Origin of the sequence: Pseudomonas sp. BBP2017 (genome assembly GCF_003024385.1) — a bacterium.
Classification (GTDB): Bacteria; Pseudomonadota; Gammaproteobacteria; order Pseudomonadales; family Pseudomonadaceae; genus Aquipseudomonas.
Genome location: NZ_PVZN01000007.1, coordinates 1 through 21,796 on the forward strand (window position 1 = coordinate 1; position 21,796 = coordinate 21,796).

At 61.4% G+C, this 21,796-nt stretch carries 19 protein-coding genes; 12 read left to right on the top strand and 7 right to left on the bottom strand.

Annotation, left to right across the window (positions count from 1 at the left end; translation table 11 throughout):
• The 6 genes from tssI to C6382_RS11015 form a co-directional block, all read left to right on the top strand.
• The coding region (gene tssI / locus C6382_RS10985; RefSeq protein ID WP_107024516.1) for a type VI secretion system tip protein TssI/VgrG at positions 1-1,539 on the top strand (1,539 nt) is incomplete at its 5' end.
• A complete protein-coding gene (locus tag C6382_RS10990) occupies positions 1,536-2,387 on the top strand; it encodes a DUF4123 domain-containing protein (RefSeq protein WP_158262104.1) in 852 nt (283 codons plus the stop codon). The genes tssI and C6382_RS10990, both read left to right, overlap by 4 nt.
• The gene (locus C6382_RS10995) at positions 2,384-5,656 is read left to right on the top strand and encodes a toxin VasX (protein ID WP_256589072.1); all 3,273 of its coding nucleotides are present in this window, start codon (positions 2,384-2,386) and stop codon (positions 5,654-5,656) included. The genes C6382_RS10990 and C6382_RS10995 overlap by 4 nt, the downstream gene beginning before the upstream one ends.
• On the top strand, positions 5,653-6,579 hold the full coding sequence (locus C6382_RS11005) for a hypothetical protein (RefSeq protein WP_107024518.1): 927 nt from the start codon (positions 5,653-5,655) through the stop codon (positions 6,577-6,579). The genes C6382_RS10995 and C6382_RS11005 overlap by 4 nt, the downstream gene beginning before the upstream one ends.
• A complete protein-coding gene (locus C6382_RS11010; RefSeq protein ID WP_107024519.1) occupies positions 6,576-7,304 on the top strand; it encodes a hypothetical protein in 729 nt (242 codons plus the stop codon). Before C6382_RS11005 ends, C6382_RS11010 begins: the two co-directional genes overlap by 4 nt.
• Entirely contained in the window at positions 7,301-8,245 is a 945-nt protein-coding gene (locus C6382_RS11015) for a hypothetical protein (RefSeq protein ID WP_107024520.1), read from the top strand. The genes C6382_RS11010 and C6382_RS11015 overlap by 4 nt, the downstream gene beginning before the upstream one ends.
• A gap of 67 nt (positions 8,246-8,312) precedes the next feature.
• On the opposite strand, the gene C6382_RS11020 is transcribed toward C6382_RS11015, so the two are convergent.
• Positions 8,313-9,221, bottom strand: a complete 909-nt coding sequence (locus tag C6382_RS11020) for an AraC family transcriptional regulator (RefSeq protein WP_107024521.1) — start codon at positions 9,219-9,221, stop codon at positions 8,313-8,315.
• A 202-nt stretch (positions 9,222-9,423) separates the two neighbouring features.
• On the opposite strand from C6382_RS11020, the gene C6382_RS11025 reads away from it, so the two are divergent.
• Entirely contained in the window at positions 9,424-9,732 is a 309-nt protein-coding gene (locus tag C6382_RS11025; RefSeq protein WP_107024522.1) for an antibiotic biosynthesis monooxygenase family protein, read from the top strand.
• A 38-nt stretch (positions 9,733-9,770) separates the two neighbouring features.
• Positions 9,771-10,001 carry a hypothetical protein gene (locus C6382_RS11030; RefSeq protein ID WP_107024523.1) on the top strand — a complete coding sequence of 77 codons (231 nt, stop codon included), beginning with the start codon at positions 9,771-9,773 and terminating at the stop codon, positions 9,999-10,001.
• Between the two features lies 1 nt (position 10,002).
• Here the strand turns inward: C6382_RS11030 and C6382_RS11035 are convergent, their stop codons facing one another.
• From C6382_RS11035 to bglX, 6 genes are all read right to left on the bottom strand, one after another.
• Positions 10,003-10,614 carry a flavin reductase family protein gene (locus C6382_RS11035; RefSeq protein WP_107024524.1) on the bottom strand — a complete coding sequence of 204 codons (612 nt, stop codon included), beginning with the start codon at positions 10,612-10,614 and terminating at the stop codon, positions 10,003-10,005.
• A 113-nt stretch (positions 10,615-10,727) separates the two neighbouring features.
• The gene (locus tag C6382_RS11040) at positions 10,728-11,054 is read right to left on the bottom strand and encodes a hypothetical protein (protein WP_107024525.1); all 327 of its coding nucleotides are present in this window, start codon (positions 11,052-11,054) and stop codon (positions 10,728-10,730) included.
• A gap of 269 nt (positions 11,055-11,323) precedes the next feature.
• Entirely contained in the window at positions 11,324-12,643 is a 1,320-nt protein-coding gene (locus tag C6382_RS11045) for an MFS transporter (RefSeq protein ID WP_107024526.1), read from the bottom strand.
• 164 nt (positions 12,644-12,807) lie between these two features.
• The gene (locus C6382_RS11050; RefSeq protein ID WP_107024527.1) at positions 12,808-14,151 is read right to left on the bottom strand and encodes a sigma-54 dependent transcriptional regulator; all 1,344 of its coding nucleotides are present in this window, start codon (positions 14,149-14,151) and stop codon (positions 12,808-12,810) included.
• On the bottom strand, positions 14,151-15,902 hold the full coding sequence (locus tag C6382_RS11055; RefSeq protein ID WP_107024528.1) for an ATP-binding protein: 1,752 nt from the start codon (positions 15,900-15,902) through the stop codon (positions 14,151-14,153). The genes C6382_RS11050 and C6382_RS11055 overlap by 1 nt, the downstream gene beginning before the upstream one ends.
• A 60-nt stretch (positions 15,903-15,962) precedes the next feature.
• Positions 15,963-18,254 carry a beta-glucosidase BglX gene (bglX, locus tag C6382_RS11060; RefSeq protein ID WP_107024529.1) on the bottom strand — a complete coding sequence of 764 codons (2,292 nt, stop codon included), beginning with the start codon at positions 18,252-18,254 and terminating at the stop codon, positions 15,963-15,965.
• Between the two features lie 183 nt (positions 18,255-18,437).
• On the opposite strand from bglX, the gene C6382_RS11065 reads away from it, so the two are divergent.
• The 4 genes from C6382_RS11065 (at position 18,438) to C6382_RS11080 (ending at position 21,755) form a co-directional block, all read left to right on the top strand.
• Entirely contained in the window at positions 18,438-19,040 is a 603-nt protein-coding gene (locus C6382_RS11065) for a LemA family protein (RefSeq protein WP_107024530.1), read from the top strand.
• Positions 19,040-19,786, top strand: a complete 747-nt coding sequence (locus C6382_RS11070; RefSeq protein ID WP_107024531.1) for a YgcG family protein — start codon at positions 19,040-19,042, stop codon at positions 19,784-19,786. The genes C6382_RS11065 and C6382_RS11070 overlap by 1 nt, the downstream gene beginning before the upstream one ends.
• A 27-nt stretch (positions 19,787-19,813) precedes the next feature.
• The gene (locus C6382_RS11075) at positions 19,814-20,431 is read left to right on the top strand and encodes a TPM domain-containing protein (protein ID WP_107024532.1); all 618 of its coding nucleotides are present in this window, start codon (positions 19,814-19,816) and stop codon (positions 20,429-20,431) included.
• A 106-nt stretch (positions 20,432-20,537) separates the two neighbouring features.
• On the top strand, positions 20,538-21,755 hold the full coding sequence (locus C6382_RS11080) for an SAM-dependent methyltransferase (RefSeq protein WP_107024533.1): 1,218 nt from the start codon (positions 20,538-20,540) through the stop codon (positions 21,753-21,755).
• Positions 21,756-21,796: the final 41 nt, after the last annotated feature.

Here is a 21,796-nt window from a genome sequence, read left to right on the forward strand (position 1 = left end):
AGTGAAGAAGGCATTGCCTGGCACCACCAACACAGCTCGGATGGCCACTTACTGGTATTCACCGACGACCAGACCTTTTTCCCCAAGCTGGGTGCAACGCCGTACCTGCAAGGCAGTGGCCTGGTGGTGGAACATCCGCTGGTCAGCCAGTTCTCCCAGCGCTTCAGCACGCGGACCAGCGCCGTCACCCGGCGCGACTATGACCTGAAACGCCCCAGCCGGTTAGTGGAAAACCAGTTCACCGCCGAGTTCACTCCGGCGCTTGAGGATTACCACTACCCCACGCTGATCGACACCGAAGAACGCGGCAAGCAGCTGGCCCGCCAGGCCCTGGAACGGCATCGCAGCGACTACCAGTTGGCTGAAGGCAAAAGTGACCAGCCAAGCCTGCGCAGCGGTCACTTTTTCGACCTGAGCGAACACCCGCGTAAAGCGTGCAACGACTTGTGGCTACTGCTCAGCGTGACCCACGAAGGCAAGCAGCCGCAGGTGCTTGAGGAGTCGGCCGACAGCCAGGCCGAAGACGGCTTCAGCCAAGGCTACCGCAACCGCTTCAGCGCCATCCCCTGGGACGTGTTCTACCGGCCACCGCTGGTCACACGCGAATCGGTGCTGGTCAGCCAGACCGCCCGTGTCACCGGACCTGAGGGCGAAGAAATCTTTTGCGATGAACATGGCCGGGTCAAAGTCGAGTTCCATTGGGACCGCGCCGAGCTGAACAGCGACAAGAGCAGTTGCTGGCTGCGGGTGTCGTCCAGTTGGGCTGGAGAGGGCTTTGGTGCGGTAACCATTCCGCGCATCGGCATGGAAGTGGTGGTGACCTTCCTGGAGGGCGATCCCGACCAGCCGTTGATTACCGGGTGTGTGCCGAACACGCGCACACCGCTGCCCTACCCGTTGCCGGCGAACAAGACCAAAACCGTGCTGCGCAGCCGCAGTACGCCGGGCAGCAGTGGCTACAACGAACTGTCGATTGAGGACCGCAAAGGCCAGGAGCTGATCTACCTGCGCGCGCAGCGTGACCTGGCGCAAAAGATCGCGAATGACAGCCGCTTGGAAGTCGGTAACGAACGCCGGGAAACCATCAAGGGCAACAGCATCGCAGTGCTGGAAGCTGAAGACCAGCGCACCGTGACGGCGGATCGCAAGGTTGAGCTCAAAGCCAACGACTACCAGCAGGTCGCCAACAGCAGCCATACCCGCGTGGGGCAAACGCTGGTGGCTGAAGCCGGTCAGCAAGTGCACCTCAAGGCCGGGGCCCAGGTGGTCCTCGATGCCGGCGCCAGCATCACCTTGAAAGGCGGCGGCCAGCATATCGTCATCGGCCCCGGCGGTATTTTCAGCAGCGTGCCCATCGTGCTGGGTGGTACGCCGGTTTTGGGGGTTCCCGCGCAGCAGGCCCTTTCGGCCATACCAATGGTTGCCGAGGCGCTAGATGCTTTGCCATCGGTTACCCAGGAAGCGGCGTTGAGGCAAGCCGCTCAGCAAGCCGCCCCCTTCTGCTCGGTATGTCAAAAACTATCGGAGCTGGATGCATGAATCAGGCTTATCTGCTGCTGGACGGTGCCCTGATCGATAACCTGCCGAGCCGCCTGCTCGAGCTTGCAGGCAGTACGGCGTATCAATCGCTGTATCGACAGACTGCGTACAGCGCTCTGCTAGCGGTTAGCCCGGTGTTGGTGCCGGTATTACCGAACAGCCCGTTAGCACACACCTTTACCCACGAGTGGAGTACGACGGCGGGTATCTGGCTGGAGTCCGAGGTGAATGAGGCGGCTTTGTTGCAACATCTGCGCAGCCTGATTCACGCCCGCATCGAGGGCGATACCAAGGCTTTTTTTCGATATTACGACCCCCGTATCACGCCCTTGTGGCTGGCAGACCTAGCGCCCCAGGAGCGTGATCGGCTAATGGGGCCGATCCGCCGTATCTTGCTGCCGGAATCGCTTCACCTTGGCGGTTTCATTGCTCAGGCAAACCCTGAGCAGCCGATCGCCCAGTACACGGAGAAGCCTTGGTTATTGCTTACCCCGGAACAGTTGGAGCGCATGAGCGCAGCCAAGCAGCAGCGTCTTGCTCAGCAGTTGATCGAACTTTACCAGCAACACTTTCCTCAGCGCCTGCAAGGGTTGGAGCCCGCGGCACAACAGCAATGGGCCCTGGCCTGTCAACGCAGTGCTGAACGCCACGGCTACAGCGCCGCCGATCAAGTCATTCACTGGGCCAGCTTTCACGCCGTGCTGGGCGATGAATTCCCCGACGCTGCAGAGCACGCCGTTTACCGCCAGATCCTCGACCAGAAAGAGGTCTTACCTGCACAGCGTCTCGATAACCTGAATGCCGAGCTGCATCGCCAGCTGCTCACCGACAAGGAACTCTTTGCATGAGTGCAGACAAGCTGGACATGCTCGACCGCCTGGCTCAGGTTGAGCGCGCCGCCAGGGCGATGCCCCATGAAGATATCAACTGCCTCATAACGCCTTGCCCTGCCAGCCAGCCTGAAGTGTTCGTGGTGCCGGTACGCTATGCCCTGGCAGAAGAAAAAGCGACCCATCCCTGCTGCACGCCCGGCGTTGTCACCCGCAGCCACCCCATGGCGGCACGCCGCCTGCGCGGCGGTTATCTGTACCTGTGGCAGGACCAAGGCCCTCTCAAACGCTACGCCGTCGCGCCGAATGGTTTACTTAGCGAGCAAGCGCTGGAGGACGATGACACCATCGTCCTGAACGGCACCTTGGCAGGGCTTGCGCTAAAAAAAATCCATAACGCCTGGATGCTCTACAGCGAGTACCCGCTGCCCGCGGAACACTGTCAGGCGTTGAGCACCAGCAGTGCCAAGCGCGACACGCACATGCGCCGTATCGCCTTGCGCACGGTGGCCAACGAGCTGCAGGCGCCGCATTGCCCGCCACTGACCAGTGCCGACCAGGTCATCGCCGAACTGATCCCGGCCATCTACGCCCGCTCGATGAAGGCCGATTACAAAAACGGCGGTGACGATACCGCCGCGCTGGGCGCAGCGGTGATGAAAGAGCCGACAACCCGCAATATCAACGCCTACACCGCGGCGATGCACCGCTCACGGGAACGGGAGAAGGTCATCGGCCAACACCCCGAGGCCAGCGACGAACCGCCGGGCCAGTGGAGTGCCGAACGCTGGCAGGGCCAGAGCACTCAGGACTGGCTGGAAACCGCCAAAGCCCAGGCCAATGGCTTGTTCCCTGTGTTTGCTTGCCTGGACGATGACCTCGGCGTGCTGCGTGACATCAACCATGAGCAAGAGTGGCTGGAAGCGCGTCACGAACAGTGGATCGCTGATAACAACCTGCGCCTGAGCATTGGCGGCTTTGTGCGCAGCCTGGTCAGCGAAGACGGGGCAGAGCTGGCTGGCAGCCTCAACTACCGCTACAAGGGGCGCGACTTCAGCCTCACGCCTGAGCAGGGCAAGGTCATGCTCGACACCCAGCATCGGCTGGATGAACAACTCCGGGCTGAAACCGAGGCCCGCCGTTACGGTGGTCACCCCAGCCCGGCTGAAGCCGCCGCCCGCGATACGCGTATCGCCACTATTGTGGCGCCCGTGCGGGCCTTTATTCCGGCAGATTTGTACAACGAGGCAGAGCACCTGGTGCGCGAATACCGCGCCGAAAAGCAGGCCAACCGCGATAACGATTTCCTCAGCGCCAAGGTGAGTGAATACATCGACCTGGAGGCGATGAACGCCTGGCTCGAGCGCACCGCACCCACGCATTTCCAGCAGGTCGAACAACGTCATACAGCGCTGTTTAGCGACCGGGGCATGTTCCTCAAGCGTTCCGCCAATGGCACCTGGTTTGTCGATTACCATGACCTGGGCACACGGCACTGGTTGACCGAACTGGCTGGCGGTTGCCTGACCGCGCAATGCATTCGTGCCCAGGGCGCCGAACAATACGCCGACTACGTGCGGGCCGCCGATGGCGGCGCACTGACCCACCTGTTCCGCGCCTGGACGCCCTCGCTCGATGCGGGCCTCAACACCGCCACGCGTCTGAGCGAATGGCTGGCGGCCCTGGCCGCCGAGAATATCGCCGCGACCCATCAGGCACTGGCGCCACTGACCCGGCCGATTATGGATGACCTCGCAGCCATGGCCCGAGACACCCATAGCCCGTGGAGCGTGCTGGTCAACCGTCTGGCGGCGGCGTTGCTGTTGCTCAAGGACAATCAAACCTTCAGCAGTGCCTGGCTCGGGGTTTTCGTCGCCGCTCGGCTGGGCAGCAACACGCGCTTGCAGGGCGTCATCGAAGGTGGCCGACAGCTCTGGACATTGCTGGGGTACGAAGCCGAAGGACTGACCCGCTGGGCCCGCGCGACAGGGGAAGCCATTGGCGCCGGGCGCGTAGCGGGGATCGCGAATTCCACCTTTGTGACTAATAGCGGTGGGGTCGTGCCCCTGGCCGCTTTGCTGCTGAATTCGCTCAATGCGAGTAACTACCTGAGTCAGGCCGGGACCGTGGAGGGGATGGACGACCGGCGTGTGAACGACACGATTTCAGCATCCTTGTATACGGCGGCTGCGCTGACAGCGGTGATTGATAATCAGGTGCGGCAGGGGATGAAGAAGGATAGGTTCTATTTCTTTGGTTCTCCGGCTCCAACCCTGACCCTGTTTGGTGGGGTGATTGGTGGACTCTCAGCCTATGCAGCTCTAAAGGAGTTCAAGTCCCTGCAAATACAGCTAGAGAGTGCCCAGACTCGTACCGATCCATGGTTGGAGATGCGCCACGCGGTGGTGTCTGGTCAAGTGACAGCTTATGGCGCCCAAGCGTTGTTAGGCTTCGGTCAAACGGCAAGAGCCTTGGCTGGTCTAGTGGAAGTCGAAACCGCCATCATGCGTTACTCGCTGTACATGGGCCCGCTGAACTGGATCATTGCCGCGCTGGGCGTGTTGTACTTGATCACCTGGTATTTTCAGCAAACGCCCATGCAGAAGTTTCTCAGCAGCTGCTGCTGGTCAAAACCGCGGGCAGGCAATCTGGCGCCTATTGCCGCCGAGGCCCAACAGGCTGAACTCAACCACCTGTACGGCATCCTGTATACCCCACGGGTCAGCATGCAGAGCCGCCTGGAAATGGGCCGTAACCCTGGACCCTTGGGGTTGGGCGCCGCAAGCGCCATTGATTCCCTGACCATCGATTTGCCAGGGGCCGAGCCCGGTAGTGCCTACCTGAAACTGAGCCTGATGGGAGATCCATGGGATAGCCAGCTCTCCCTCCACTTGTTCAGACACCGTCCGCCAGACGAATACCAAGAGCCTAGACCTTGGCGGAATATGACACCGCACTGGCTGCCCAGCAGCACCTGTAGCTGGATACCGTTCAAGGAAGGTCAAGGCTTGCGCCTCAGTGGCCCCTTCAACATCGAGCCCGGCGTCCTGGGTACAAAACCCCGCACCGTCTCCCTGCGTCTGTGGTATCGCACCCCGTTAACCGCACTGCTGGGCGCCAAAACCTTTATCGGCGGTGAGCGCGGTGTTGCCTTCACCCTGAGTGGCAACGACGGTGTGGTTGCCCTGCGGGACGATCCGACACCGGAACTGGATCGTGTGCCGGTTTATGTGCTCGACGCGAAGCAAGCCGGGGCCTATTACCTGCAACCCAAGGACAAGACATGAGTACGCCACCGGCCGGTACCACGAAAAAACGGCTGTTTTCGCGCAATCACTACTTGGCGCCATTGCCCATCCCTACCGGTCGAAAACCCTCGGATGTGCTCAACATCATTTGGCGCAAGAACGAGGTGTTTCTCGACATCGGCAATTACAGCATCGGTTCGGCGGTGATGGTGATATGGCCAGTAGTGATGCTGTTTTTGGGGCTAGCCTACTTCTTAGATGACCCTGACGCGCTGATCTTGGGGGCTTGTATTACAGGCCTCCCTATCTTTTTTGTGATCCATGGCCTGTTCCGCGAGGTTCCCCTACCAGTGCGCTTTAATCGGCAACGCCGTGAAGTGTGCGTACCACGAGCGGATGGCGAGTACTGGATTGTCCCCTGGGAAAGCGTGACCGCAGCGGCAACGCAACATTCGTCGGTGAGCCAGGCAGGTAAGGCAACCATGGGCTTGCTGGTCATTGGCTTTGAGAACCCCGACCCGCAGGCCAAAGACGATAACAAGCATTTCTCGCTGGGCTTTAACTGTGGCGGTGGCACCACCGCCATGGCGTTGTGGGAGTGCATGCGCAGTTATATGGAAATTGGGCCGGATGCCGCACCGGAGGCAGCTGCACTTAACGCAGGCGGAAGCCTGCGCTACTACATCGACTACATGAGCGATAAGGCTAAAACTCGCGGCTGGATTCTGACGTTATTGTGGGAGGGCGTATTGGGGGTATTTATTTTCAACGCCCCTTTGGCCCAATACCTGCAAAGGAAAAAACTGAACCCGCCTCCAGACCTGACCTATCCCGCCATCATCGAATGGTCCAAACCACTGCCGCCCGAGCAGTGGGCCAAGCGCTCCCCAGAGCTGGAAGCCGCCATCGCCAAGCGTGAGGCCGAGTTAGCCGCGCAGTCGCACCCCATGGACGAGACATGAGTACGCCAGCGGCAGGCACCACGAAAAAAACGCCACTGCAAAATTTCCTCAGTGCCTGCTGCTGGTCAAAAGCGCGGGCGGGCAATCTGGCTCCTATTGCGGCCAAGGCCCAACAAACCGAACTCAACCAACTGTACGGCATCCTGTATACCCCCCGGGTCAGCATGCAGAGCAGTTCGGCGGTGAGCAGTTCCAACAGTCCTTCAGGCCTGGCCTCCGAAAGTGCCATCAATGCCCTGACCATCGACTTGCCAGGTGCCGAGCCCGGCAGCGCCTACCTGGAACTGAGCCTGATCGGTGATCCCGTGGATACCCAGCGCTACCACGACTTGATCAAAAACAGCCCGCCCCACAATTACAAACCACCCAGACCTTGGCGGGACATGGCACCTCGTTGGCTGTACGCCGGCACCTGCAGTTGGATTCCGCTCAACGAAGGCCAAGGCTTGCGCTTGAGTGGCCCGTTCAGCACCGAGCCAGGTGTGCTTGGCACGCTCCCCCGCACCGTCTCCCTGCGCTTACGCTATCGCACCCCCTTGACCGCCATGCTGGGCACCAAAAGTTATATCGGCGGTGAGCGGGGCATTGCCTTCACCCTGACTGACAACGACGGCGTGGTGGCCCTGCGGGACGATCCGACACCGGCACTGGATAATGCGCCGATTTATCCGCTCGGCGAAGGCCGACCCAATGCCTATTTCCTGCAACCCAAGGACAAGACATGAGTACGCCACCGGCAGGCACCACGAAAAAACGGCTGTTTTCGCGCAATGACTATTTCGCGCCACTGCCTATTCCTACCGGTCGAAAACCCTCGGATGTGCTCAACATCATTTGGCGTAAGAACGAGGTGTTTCTCGACATCAGTAATTACAGCATCGGTTCGGCAGTGATGGTGATGTGGCCAATGGTGATGGTGTTTTTAGCTATCTCTTACTTCACTCGAAACCTCAACTCCGACATCAGTCAAAATATTTTGATATTCGGCTCGATTATCATGGCTCCCGGTGTATTTTTTTTAATCTTGGGCCTTTTCCGCGAGACGCCTTTACCAGTGCGCTTCAATCGGCAACGCCGTGAAGTGTGCGTACCGCGTGCAGATGGTGAGTACTGGATTGTCCCCTGGGAAAGCGTGACCGCAGCGGCAACGCAACATTCGTCGGTGAGCCAGGCGGGTAGAACCACAATGGGTTTATTGATCATCGGCTTTGAAAACCCCGACCCGCAGGCCAAAGACGATAACAACCATTTCTCGCTGGGCGTTAACTGTGGCGGTGGCACCACGGCCATGGCGTTGTGGGAGTGCATGCGCAGTTATATGGAAATTGGGCCGGATGCCGCACCGGAGGCAGCTGCACTTAACGCAGGCGGAAGCCTGCGCTACTACATCGACTACATGAGCGATAAGGCTAAAACTCGCGGCTGGATTCTGACATTATTGTGGGAGGGCGTATTGGGGGTATTTATTTTCAACGCCCCTTTGGCCCAATACCTGCAAAGGAAAAAACTGAACCCGCCTCCAGACCTGACCTATCCCGCCATCATCGAATGGTCCAAACCGTTGCCGCCCGAGCAATGGGCCAAGCGTTCCCCGGAGCTGGAAGCCGCCATCGCCAAGCGTGAGGCCGAATTAACCGCGCAGACGCAACCCACGGACAACACATGAGTACACCACCGGCAGGCACCACGAAAAAGCGGCTGTTTTCGCGTAATGACGGCCCCGCGCTAGCGATTTAAAGCGCACTGCGCAACCGCGCCAGATCCCGCACCGGCGGCGCGCCATACAGCCGGCTGTACTCCCGGCTGAACTGCGACGGGCTTTCATACCCCACTCGATACCCGGCCACCGCCGCTTCCAGCCCGTCATTGAGCATCAAGCGCCGCGCTTCCTGCAGGCGCAGCTGCTTTTGATATTGCAGCGGACTCATGGACGTCACGGCTTTGAACCGATGGTGCAGGGTCGAGCTGCTGAGATTGACTTCCCGAGCCAGGTCGTCAATGCGCAACGGACGGTGGAAGTGCTGGTTAAGCCATTCAATGGCCTGGCAAACCCGATGGGTCTGACTGCTGGACATGGCTATTTCATACAGACGATAACCCTGCGGGCCACGCAGCAAGCGATAAAGAATCTCGCGCCGAATCAACGGCGCCAGCACGGCGATGTCCTTGGGCGTATCCAGCAGGCGGATCAGGCGCAGCAAGGCATCGAGCAGTAACGGATCGGTGCGCTCGACATACAGCCCGCGCCCCGAAGGCAGCGCCGGCACGCCCATGGGCCCGGCCTCGGCGATCAGGTTGTTGATCTGCGCCGGGTCGATGTTCATGCGTATCCCAAGGCTCGGGTTTTCCGGGCTGGCCTCGAGCAATACCCCACTGATCGGTAGGGCGACCGAGAGCACCATATAGTGCAGCGGGTCATACACGTAGCGTTCATCGCCCAGGCAGATCTCCTTGCTGCCGTGAGCGAGGATGCACAAGGCCGGTTGAGCCAGCGCTGGCATGGAGCGCACGCTTTCTTCGTACTGCACCAGGTACAGGTCTTCGATGGCCGATTCGACGCTGATGGCGCGTGGCGCATGACGGCGCACCAGATCAGCCAGCTCCTGGCGCTGTTGTTCCAGGGCAGGATCAAGGGTAGTCATTGCAGCACTTCCAGACAGGGACCTGAGCAGCATAGGTTTGTGCAAGCAGCGACGCTAGCCGGATGCTGTCGTCTGCTTGCCTGATCCTGCCGCGCGCAGGATCAGGCAAGCGTATGACAGGAATGGCCTAACGGCGCGCGCGAGACGTCGCCTAACCTGTGCAACCTGGCAATAACAACTGGCTGCTCTAGGAGAGATGCGCATGACCTCGCCACACTCGGTCACCCACCTTGCTTTTATCCGGGCCAGCAGCGGTCGCTCAGTGGAATTGGGTGAGCGCTTGCGCCAATTGCTCGAACCGTCGCGACGGGCGCCGGGTTGCCTGCACTTCAACCTGCAGCAGTCCCAGGCCGATGCCGATCTGTGGCTGCTGAGTGGTTTCTGGCGCGATCAGCAGGCGATGAGCGGCTACTTTGCCTCGCCCACCCTGGACCTGTTCGGCGAGTTGCTACAGGCGCAGGTGGTCGCCAGCCTTGATCTGCATACCTTTGGTGAGCCGTCTGCGGGTTAGAATGGCGTTTTCAGGCAATCGATGTGGATTTGAGGCACATGGCACGTAAAGAGTTTTCGCAGTTCGAAGCCGTATCGGCCGCTGTGCGCGGCGAAGAGGGTTATTGCGCGGCGATTGCCGTCAAAGGCCTGGGCGCCAGTGGCGCACCGCGCTTCCATAAAGTGCTCGACGGGCAGACGTTCAACACCGCAATGGCCGCTGACGAGGCGGCTTGCGCCGAGCTTGAACGCCTGCAGGACGTCAACGACGACGCCGAGCTGGTCTGGTAACTCAGCCGTTGACCTGCGGGCGGGCCATCTTGAACAGGTCGCCCAGCTCGAAATAATCCGCAGGTCCGCCACCGCGCAGAATCGGCTGCGCGGCAGCGGTGTCATAGATGCCATCCTTGAGCAGGTGTTCGGCGATATGCACCGCCACCACTTCCCCGAGGATCAACCAGCTCGGTACCAGCGCCTGATCGGCGCGCTGCAGCTGGATAATCTGGGTCACCTTGCACTCGAACGACACCGGGCTTTCCTGCACCCGCGGCACCGCGATGACCCTGGACGCCACCGGGGTCAGACCGCTCAAAGCGAACTCATCGACTTCAGCCGGTACCGCCACGCAGCTCTGGTTCATCGCCTCGGCCAGTGGCCGGGTCGCCAGGTTCCAGGCGAACTCGCCGGTTTTCTCGATGTTGTTCAGGCTGTCTTTGCGCCCGACGCTGGAGAAACCGATGATCGGCGGAATGTAGTTGAAGGCATTGAAGAAGCTATAGGGCGCAAGGTTCAAGCGGCCCTCGGTATCCTGGGATGAAATCCAGCCGATGGGACGCGGGCCGACGATGGCGTTGAAGGGGTCGTGAGGCAGGCCGTGGCCTTTTGCGGGTTCGTAGTAGTACATCTGCGCTGGCCTTGCGGCCTTCCCTGTGAGTAAGCGCCTAGTGTGCCAAGGCTTTGCCCGGCTGAAAACGATTAAGCCCGGCCGAAGCCGGGCTGACTGCAGCGCATCAGGGTTTAGCTGATGCGGTGGGCCTGGGTGCGATCGAAGCCGTCTTCGGCAAATTTGGCGCCGCCGGTGCGATCGAAGCCGTCTTCAGCGAATTTGGCGCCGCCGGTGCGATCGAAGCCGTCTTCGGCGAATTTGGCACCGCCAGTGCGATCGAAGCCGTCTTCAGCGAATTTGGCTGCGCCAGTGCGATCAAAACCATCTTCTGCATAAGTCGCCGACTGGGTTTGTACGGCACCGAAATTGTGGCTGTTGGTACGGTCGAAGCCGTCTTCGGCGAAAGCGTTGGCAGCCAATACCGAGAAGGCCAGGGTCAGGATCAGTTTGCTTTTCATGGTCGTTGCTCCGGGGTGGTGAGGGGGTGTTTGTTTCTATGGGTTTGATGTTACGCCGATTAAGTTGATTAAAAAGCGCAAAAAATAGCGTATAAAAATCAGGTTATTCGATATAACTAGTGGCGGTAAATGCTTGATCGCGGGGCAAGCCCGCTCCCACCGGACCTCGCGATGGTGAAGATGACAAGACGGGATTAATGCGGCGTTAAGCATGAAAAAAGGGGGCGTCCATTGCTGGACGCCCCCTTTCTTTTGACCTCTGGTCTGCTTCAGTCGGTGGTGATCCGCGAATGCTTGCGGGTGTCTTTCATGAACACATACACCAGCAGCGAGCAGGCGATACAGGCGGTCACGTACCAGTAGAAACCGGTTTCCATGCCGATGCTCTTGAACCACAGCGCCACGTATTCAGCGGTGCCGCCGAAGATCGACACGGTCAGTGCGTAGGGCAGGCCGACGCCCAGGGCGCGGATTTCGGTGGGGAACAGCTCGGCTTTGACCACGGCGTTGATCGAGGTGTAGCCGCTGACGATGATCAGCGCCGCCATGATCAGGAAGAACGCGCCCCACCAGCTCTGGATGGTGTGCAGGGTGGTCAGGATCGGCACTGTGCACAATGTGCCGAGGACACCGAAGGCAATCAGGATCGGACGGCGGCCGATCTTGTCGGACAGGCTGCCGATGATCGGTTGCAGGCACATGAACAGGAACAGGGTCGCCGCCGAGATGGTGGTCGAGTCGGTGATGCTCATGCCCACCGTGTTCACCAGGTACTTCTGCATGTAGGTGGTGTAGGTGTAGAAGGCCAGGGTGCCGCCCATGGTCAGGCCGACCACGGTCGCCAGTTCCTTGGGATGGCGCATCAGGGTGCGCATCAGGCTTTCCTTGGACTTTTCCTTCTTGGTGAAGGAGGCGGTTTCTTCCATGCCACGACGCAGGTACAGGGCCACGACCGCGCACAGGGCGCCGATCACGAACGGTACGCGCCAGCCCCAGGCATACAGCTGCTCGGTGGTCAGGGTCTGCTGCAGGACGATCAGCACCGCCAGGGCGATGAGCTGGCCGGAGATCAGGGTCACGTACTGGAAGCTGGAGAAGAAGCCACGACGCTCTTTAGTCGCCATCTCGCTCAGGTAGGTGGCCGAGGTGCCGTATTCGCCACCCACCGACAGGCCTTGCATCAGGCGGGCGACCACCAGCAGGACCGGGGCGGCAACGCCGATGGTTTCATAGCCCGGGGTCAGGGCGATGACCAGCGAGCCTGCGCACATCAGCAGTACTGAGGCCATCAATGCGGCTTTGCGGCCCTTGCGGTCGGCATAGATACCCATCAGCCAGCCACCGATCGGGCGCATCAAAAAGCCCACGGCGAAGATCGCGGCTGTGTTGAGCAGTTGGGCGGTGGTGTCGCCGGCCGGGAAGAAGGCTTTGGCGAAGTACAGGGAGAACGCGGCGTAGACGTACCAGTCGTACCATTCGACCATGTTGCCGATCGAACCGCTGAAAATCGACTTGAGTCGGCTTCGGGTGGTTTTTTCCGCGGCTGGCGCAATGGCCGCCCCGGCTGGCAGGGTGGTGGAGTTATCCATCGAAGGGACCTTCATAGTTGTTTTTGTGGAGCGCGCCGAAACGCAGCCTGCCAGGGCTATAGCAGGAGCTGTGCCAGGTGCTGAAGGCCCGGATTAGAAGGGTTTCCGTAAGCTGGTGAGCGGAAATCCGCTTATCTGGTGAGGGTAGGTCGGCAAGATTCCGCTTATTGCGGGCGGTCCGCGTCGAGGAAGTCTTCGCGCAGCAGGCCATGGCGCTGCATCTTCTCGTTGAGCGTGCGCCGGGGCAGTTGCAGTTCTTCCATGACCGCTTTGATCTCACCCTTGTGGCGGCTCAGGGCGGCGCGCAGGCACTGGGCTTCGAAGGCTTCCTGCTGGGCGGCCAGGGATTGCCCGGGGTCGAGCTGGGCAATGCTTGGCTCTCCCAGACCGAGGGCGTGGCGTTCGGCGGCGTTGGCCAGTTCGCGAACGTTGCCGGGCCAGTCGTGGCTGAGCAGACGTCCCAGGTGTGCGCCGCTGAGTCGTGGCGCGCTACGGCCAATGCGCTCGGCCGCCAGGCGGGCAAAGTGTTCGAACAGCAAGGGGATGTCTTCACGCCGCTCGCGTAACGGCGCCAGGCGCAATTCGGCGACGTTCAGGCGGTAGGCCAGGTCTTCGCGAAAGCGTCCGGCGCGGGCTTCTTCGAGCAAGTCAGGCTTGGTTGCGGCAATGATGCGCAAGTCGACGCTGATGCTCTGGTTGGCGCCGAGGCGTTCGAGTTTCTGCTCCTGCAATACGCGCAGCAGTTTGGCTTGCTGGGCCAGCGGCATGCTTTCGATTTCATCGAGGAACACTGTGCCGCCATTGGCGTATTCCAGCTTGCCGATGCGCTTGCCCTGGGCGCCGGTGAAGGCGCCACTTTCATGGCCGAACAACTCGGCTTCGAACAGTGTTTCGGGAATCGCTGCGCAGTTGAGCGCGACGAAGGGTTTGCCGGCGCGCGGGCCGAAGTCGTGCAGGCAGCGCGCGACCTGTTCTTTGCCGCTGCCGGTCTCCCCGCGAATCAGCACGTTGACCGGCAGGCTGGCGAGGTCCAGCACTTGTCTGCGCAGCTGTTGCATGCCCTGGGACATGCCCAGCAGGCTCAGCTCCAGGCGCGCCTTGAGGTCGGCCTGTTCATGCAGGCGGCGGTTGTCCAGGATCAACTGGCGTTTCTCCAAAGCACGGCGCAGGCTGGCCAGCAGGTTTTCCGGGCTGAAGGGCTTTTCCAGAAAGTCATAGGCGCCGTTGCGCATGGCTTCGACCGCCATAGGGACATCGCCATGGCCGGTCAGGAGGATCACCGGCAGGTCGGCATCGCGGGCCTGGAGTTGTTCGAGTAACTGCAGGCCATCCATGCCGGGCATGCGCACATCACTGAGGATGACCCCGGGAAAGTGCGCGGGTAGCTGGTTCAGGCAGTCTTCGGCGCGGCTGAACAGCTGCACGCTGAAACCGGACAGGCTCAGCCACTGCTCGACCGCAGTGCGGATGCTGGCTTCATCGTCGACGACCATTACCGAATTGAACATCAAGGCTCCAGATCACAGGGCAGGGTAAGGCTGAAACGCGCGCCACCCGGTTGATTGTCGACCGTAAGGCGCCCGCCGGCTTCATGAATGATGCCATAGGAAATCGCCAGGCCAAGGCCCAGGCCTTCACCCACAGGCTTGGTGGTGAAGAACGGGTCGAAGACATTGGCCAGGTGCTCGGCCGGTATGCCCCCGCCGCTGTCGAGGACACTCAGGCGCCACTGCTCGGCTTCGGCTTCGATGCGGATTTCCAGGCGCTTGTAGCTTTTCCCGGCCATGGCGTCGAGGGCGTTGCGCAACAGGTTGATCAGCACCTGCTCCAGGCGGATCGCATCGCCGCGCACCCAGGCTGGCCGGGCCAGGTACTGGGAGACTTTCACCTGTTCGGCGCGAATCCGCGTATCGAGCAGTTGCAGGGCCTGATCGACCACGCTGGCCAGGTCGAGGCGTTCGCGCAGGCCGCTGGGGCTGTTGCGGGCGAAGGTTTTCAGGTGGCCGGTGAGCGCTGCCATGCGCGTCAGCATCTGTTCCAGCGGCTCCAGCGCCTGGCGGGCTTCATCGTAACGCTGGTTGTCGAGCAGCAGGCGCAAGGTTGCCAGCTGCATGCGTTGGGTGGTCAGCGGCTGATTGATCTCATGGGCCAGGGCTGCCGACATCTGCCCCAAGGCCGCCAGCTTGGCCGATTGCACCAGGCCTTCCTGGGCGGTGCGCAGGTCGCGGGTGCGCTCTTCGACCAGACGCTTGAGCTCGTCCCGGCTGCGCTGGCGCATACGCGCCAGGCGCAGGCGCTGGCTGATGAACAGCAGGGCAAAGACCAGGCTCAGCCACACGGCGGCAGCGGCGAGGGCGGCGTTGCGCCCGTCCTCGCTGACCTGCGGCTTGCGCAGCAGGTGCAGGGTCCAGCCTTCGGCCTCCAGGGGCAGACTCTCCCACAGGTATTCAGTGCTGCCTTCAGGGCCCTGCACGCGCATCAGGTGACTGTCATCGTCGAAACGGTTGAGCACCTGGTGCTGCAGTGGCACCAACTGTTGCTTGTCGTACTGGCGGGTGGCGGCCAGCTCGGCATGGTCGGCGCGGCTCAAGGGCTTGAGTTGGCGGTAGCGCCAACCGTCCTGGTTGGCGATGAAGATGATCCCGCGGGCATCGCTGACCAGCAGGATATCGCTGCCCTGGCGCCATTCACGTTCCAGTTCGGGGAACTCCAGCTTGACCACCATGGCCCCGAGGAAACGGCCATGCTCGTCCTGCACCGCGCTGGATAGGAAGTAGCCCGGCACACCGCTGGTCACGCCAACGGCGTAGAAGCGTCCGCTGCCCAGACTGCGGGTCTGTTTGAAGTAGGGGCGAAAGCCATAGTTGGAGCCGACATAGGTGCTGGGCAGGCGCCAGTTGCTGGCGGCCACTGCCAGGCCAGTGCGGTCGAGCAGCTCCAGGGTCGAGGAGTTGGCCGCGCCATTGATACGTTCGAGTTTACGATTCAGGGCATCCTGGACTTGCTCGGTGACCGGGCCACTGAGCGCACCGATAAGTTCCGGGTCCAGGGCCAGGACAGCGGGCAGGGCGCGGTAGCGTTCGATCAAGGTGTGCAGCGAGGTGGCGTACAAGCCCAGTTGCTGGCTGGCCCGGCCGGCATCCTCGACCATCGACTGGCGCTTGGCATGGTGCATCGCCCAGCCAGCGCTGAACAGCGTGCCGGCCAGGATGAAGAAAATGATCAGCCCCAGTCGCAGGGCGCGGAACGAGTAAGGCATGGTGCAGACCCCGGCAGAGAGGGAGGGCCTCCTGGCCCTCCCTTGGCGCTTGGCAACGGATTACAGCAGTTCGAAGCGCTGTTGCTGTACCGCCTGGGAGTCAAGCCCGACCTGGACGTTGAACTCGCCGGGCTCGGCCGCCCATTGCAGTTGGGTGTTGTAGAACTTCAGGTCTTCTTCACTGATCTGGAAGCGCACGGTGCGCTCTTCACCGGCCTTGAGCATGACCTTCTGGAAGTTCTTCAATTCCTTGATCGGGCGGCTCATGGAGGCGGCAATGTCTTGCAGGTACAGCTGCACGACGGTTTCGCCATCACGCTTGCCGGTGTTCTTCACGCGAACGCTGGCTTCGAGGGTCTGGCCCTTTTTCAGGGTCTTGCTCGACAGGCTCAGTGGCGACAGGCTGAAGTCGCTGTAGCTCAGGCCATAGCCGAAAGGATAGAGCGGACCGTTAGGTTCCTCGAAGTACTGCGAGGTGTAGTTGCCCGGTTTGCCCGGGGTGAACGGCCGGCCAATGCTCAGGTGGTTGTAGTACATCGGGATCTGCCCGACCGAGCGCGGGAAGGTGATTGGCAGTTTGCCCGAGGGGTTGTAGTCGCCGAACAGCACATCGGCAATGGCATTACCGCCTTCGGTACCGGTGAACCAGGTTTCGAGGATGGCATCGGCCTGCTCGCGTTCCCAGCTCAGCGACAGTGGCCGGCCGTTCATCAGCACCAGCACCAGCGGTTTGCCGGTGGCTTTCAGGGCCTTGATCAGCTCGCGCTGGGCCGCCGGGATTTCCAGGGTGGTGCGGCTCGACGATTCGTGCGACATGCCACGCGACTCGCCGACCACGGCCACGATCACATCGGATTGCCTGGCCGCTTTGACCGCTTCGTCGATCAGCACGGCGGCTGGACGTGGGTCGTCGACGATTTCCGGCGCATCGAAGTTGAGGAAGTTCAGGTAGTCGAGGATGGCCTTGTCGTGGGTGACGTTGGAGCCTTTGGCGTAGATCACCTTGGCCTGGTCACCGAGTACCTGGCGCATGCCTTCGCGCACGGTCACCGACTGCTGTGGACGGCCGGCGGCGGCCCAGCTGCCCATCATGTCGATCGGCGCGTCGGCCAGCGGTCCGACCAGAGCGATAGTGCCGGCCTTTTTCAGTGGCAGGGTCTGCTCGCGGTTTTCCAGCAGCACCATGCTGCGGCGCGCCACGTCACGCGCTTCGGCACGGTGCAGACGGTTTTCGGCATAGGTGTCGGCCGGGTCGTCGCTGGCCTTGCCGATGCGTCGGTACGGGTCGGCGAACAGGCCCATGTCGTACTTGGCGCCAAGCACCTCACGCACGGCGTTGTCGATGTCGGCCTGGTTGATTTCGCCGGCCTTGAGCAGGCTGGCCAGTTGTTCGCCGTACAGCGAGTCGTTCATGCTCAGGTCGATGCCGGCCTTGATCGCCAGCTTCGCCGCCTCGCGGCCATCGCGGGCGACACCGTGGCGCACCAGCTCGGTGATCGCTCCGTGATCGCTGACAGTCACGCCCTTGAAGCCCCAGTCCTTGCGCAGCAGGTCATGCATCAGCCAGGTATTGGAGGTCGCTGGTACGCCGTTGATCGAGTTCAGCGCGACCATCACGCCACCGGCGCCGGCATCGATAGCGGCGCGGTAGGGCGGCAGGTAGTCGTTGAACATCTTGGTCGGGCTCATGTCGACCGTGTTGTAGTCGCGGCCGCCTTCCACCGCGCCATACAGGGCGAAGTGCTTGACGCTGGCCATCAGGCTGCTTGCCTCGGCCGGGCTCTTGCCCTGGAAGGACTCGACCATGACTTTGGAAATCCGCGAGACCAGGTAGGTGTCTTCACCAAAGCCTTCACTGGTGCGGCCCCAGCGCGGATCGCGGGCGATATCGACCATCGGTGCGAAGGTCATGTCGATACCGTCGGCGGAGGCCTCCAGGGCCGATACCCGTCCGACCTTGGCGATGGCGTCCATGTCCCAGCTCGAGGCCAGGGCCAGGCTGATCGGGAAAATCGTGCGGTGGCCGTGGATCACGTCATAGGCGAAGAACATCGGGATCTTCAGGCGGCTGCGGCCCGCCGCGTCCTGCATCGGACGGTTCTCGGCACGGGTGATCGAGTTGAAGGTACCGCCGATGCGCCCGGCGGCGATTTCCTTGCGGATCTGCTCGCGGGGCATTTCCGGGCCGATGCTGATCAGGCGCAACTGGCCGATTTTCTCGTCCAGCGTCATCTGGCCCATGAGGTCGGCGATAAATGCTTGCTTGTTCTTCAATGGTTCTGCAGGAGTATCGGCAAAGGCCGACTGACTGGCCAGGCTGACGACGAGGCCCAGCAAATACAGCTTGTTCATTAATTCTGTTCTCAAGGCCCGGGGCAGTATTCACGGTGATACTGCCCAGCCGAAGTTGGGGAAGCGGCTATTGTTGTAGTTTGCTGGGGCATCTTTTAGCCGATTGGGCTATCGCGATCCAGCGGCGGTGACGGATTATGCCTCAAGTACACGGGTTTACGCTGATCAAGGAGTAGGGCAACTATGCAGGTAATCCAGTTCAAGGGCGTTAGGGTGTGGCTGCTGCTGATACTGGGCAGCCTGCTGGCCGGTTGCGGGATCAACAACATTCCCGACTACGATGAGCAGGTCAAGGCCGCCTGGGCCCAGGTGCAGAACCAGTATCAGCGCCGCGCCGACCTGATCCCCAACCTGGTGGAAACAGTCAAAGGCTATGCCAAGCAGGAGCAGGAAACCCTGACCGCGGTCATCGAAGCGCGGGCCAAGGCCACGTCGATCCAGGTGGATGCCAGCACCCTGGATGACCCAAAGAAGCTACAGCAGTTCCAAGCGGCGCAAGCGCAACTGACCGGAGCGCTTAGTCGGCTGATGGTGGTGTCGGAGCGTTATCCGGACCTTAAGTCGAACCAGAACTTCCTTGCCTTGCAGTCGCAGCTTGAAGGCACGGAAAACCGCATTGCCGTGGCGCGCAAGGATTTCATCGCCGCAGTTCAGCGCTATAACACCGAGATCCGCACCTTCCCCGGGCGTATCTGGCACACCGTGATGTACAGCAGCCTGCCGCTGCGCGAGACCTTCGAGGCCACTGCCAGCGATGCCGACAAAGCCCCTGAAGTGAAATTCTGATGCGGTTGTTGCATTGGACACTGCTGCTGGCGCTGCTGATTGTCACGCCGCTGCGGGCTGAGCCGAGCTTCCCGGCCCTGAGCGGCCGGGTGGTGGACAATGCCGGACTGCTCGACGCTGGCAGCCGCGATCAGCTCGAACGAATGCTCACGGCCCATGAACAGGCCACTGGCGAACAGGTCGTGGTGGTCACGGTAAAGGACCTGCAAGGGCTGCCCATCGAGGACTTCGGCTACCAGCTTGGCCGCCACTGGGGCATTGGCCAGAAGGGCAAGGACAACGGCGCGCTGTTGATCGTCGCGCCGCAGGCGCGCAAGCTGCGCATTGAAGTCGGCTATGGCCTGGAAGAGCGTCTGACCGATGCCCAGGCGTCAGTGATCATCAATGCCATCATCACCCCGGCATTTCGCCGCGGCGAGTTCAGTCTGGGCATCGTCCAGGGCACGGCGGCAATTCTCCAGGTATTGGGTGGCAACCCCTTGGCTGAGCCGTCGCGTGCTCAAGGCGGTGGGGGCGAAGAGGGCGCGCCGGCCTGGGCCGTTGGCCTGTTTGTCATGCTGATCATCGTGGTGTTCGCTGCGCAGTCCATGGGGCTTGGCGGCAGTGGTCGCGGTGGCCGTGGCGGCATGGGGGGTATGGGTGGTGGTTTCGGCGGCGGCCATGGCGGTTTTGGTGGCGGCGGCGGTGGTGGTTTCCGCGGCGGTGGCGGCGGCTTCGGCGGTGGTGGATCCTCCGGTGGCTGGTAGAACAATAAACAACGAGATACCCAGTGCATGACATTGCTCAGTGAATTTGAACAGCGCCAGGTTGCCGAAGCGATCGCCCGGGTCGAGCAGCGCACCGATGCGGAACTGGTCACGGTACTTGCGACCCGTGCCGACGACTACGCCTATATCCCCTTGCTCTGGGCCAGCCTGCTGGCCTTGCTGGTGCCGGGCACGGTTTACTACCTGGGTGGCTGGTTGAGCGTAAACGGCTTGCTGATCGCCCAGTGGCTGACCTTCATCGCCTTGAGCCTGTTGTTTCGCCTGCCCAGCCTGACCACCCGCCTGATCCCGCGCAGGGTGCGCCACTGGCGCGCCTCGAACCTGGCCCGGCGGCAGTTTCTGGAGCAGAACCTGCACCATACGGCGGGCAGTACCGGCGTGCTGATTTTCGTCAGCGAGGCTGAGCGCTACGTTGAAATCCTGGTTGATGAAGGGATCTCCCGCCATCTGGATAACCAGGTGTGGGATGGCATTGTCCAGCGCTTTACCGAACAGGTGCGCCAGGGGCAGACCCTGCAGGGTTTTATCACCTGTATCGAGGCCTGTGGCGAACTGCTGAGCCAGCACGTGCCCTTGACCCACGAGCGCAACGAGCTGCCCAACCGTCTGGTGGTGTTGGCTTGAGCCGGGAACGCTGATCGACAAAAGCTGTGCGCAGGCCGGTCATCCACGTAAAATGGCCGCTATTGCGCCTAGCCGCTCCCTCCGCAACCCGAGGCACCCACTCCCGATGTCCGATTCCCCCACCGCCCAGGCCGCGCCGGATGCGCGTGCGCAGTTTCTGAGCCTGCTCGCCACCAGCCTGGAACAAAACGCCCTGATCAAGCTGGTATTGGCGCGTCATGTCGGCACTGAAGAAGCCTTGCAGCGGATCATCGCCAAGCCGTTGACCGTCAAGGGCCAGGCTTGCCTGTCGTTGGTTTACCGCTACCAGACCCGTGACATCACTCGCAACCTGGCCAATGAAGAAGCCCTGGCGCTGGTCGCCGAGTTGCTGCCGGGGTCGTTCCGCAATGCCCACCTGCTGAGCCTGAGCGATGAAGCGCAGCTGGAGTTCAGCAAGAAGGGCAAGCCGATGCTGCATCGCAGTGCCGTGCAGCAGGAGCGTCAGGCACCCGCCGGCGAACATGACCGGGAGAAAAAGCGTTACCTGGAATTGAGCCGTCCGTTCCTGCATGACCTGGGCGTCACCGACAAGCAGCAGGCGTTGATCCCGGCCATGTCGCGCAAGTGGAAACAGATCAACAAGTTCATCGAAGTGTTTTCCCATGCCCTGAACTCGGCGCCGCTGACCGCCGATCAACCTTTGCGGGTGGCCGACTTCGGTTCGGGCAAGGGTTACCTGACCTTCGCCATCCATGATTACCTGCGTAACACCCTTCAGCGTGAAGCCCAGGTGACCGGCGTCGAGTTGCGTCAGGACATGGTCGAGCTGTGCAATGCTGCTGCCGCGCGCCTGGAGCATCCGGGGCTGGTGTTCGAGTGTGGCGATGTGCGTAGCGTGGTGCCCAGTGCCATCGAGGTGATGATCGCCCTGCATGCCTGTGACATCGCCACCGACTACGCGATTCATACCGGCATCCGTTGTGGTGCGGCGATCATCATGTGCTCGCCCTGCTGCCACAAACAGATTCGCCCGCAATTGCACAGCCCGGGCCTGCTCAAGCCGATGCTGCAGTATGGGCTGCACCTGGGGCAGCAGGCCGAGATGCTCACCGACAGCTTGCGTGCCTTGTACCTGGAAGCCTGTGGTTATGAGACCAAGGTGTTCGAGTTCATTTCGCTGGAGCACACCAACAAGAACAAGATGATCCTCGCGGTGAAGCGTCAGACGCCGGGGGATGCAACAGCGTTACTGGAAAAGATTCAGCAGTTGAAGGAATTTTACGGGGTCAAGGAGCATTGCCTGGAGAGCCTGTTGCGCGCGGATGGCTTGATCGCGGCCTGAAACATCGCGGGGCAAGCGGGCTTGCCCCGCGATGAGGCCCT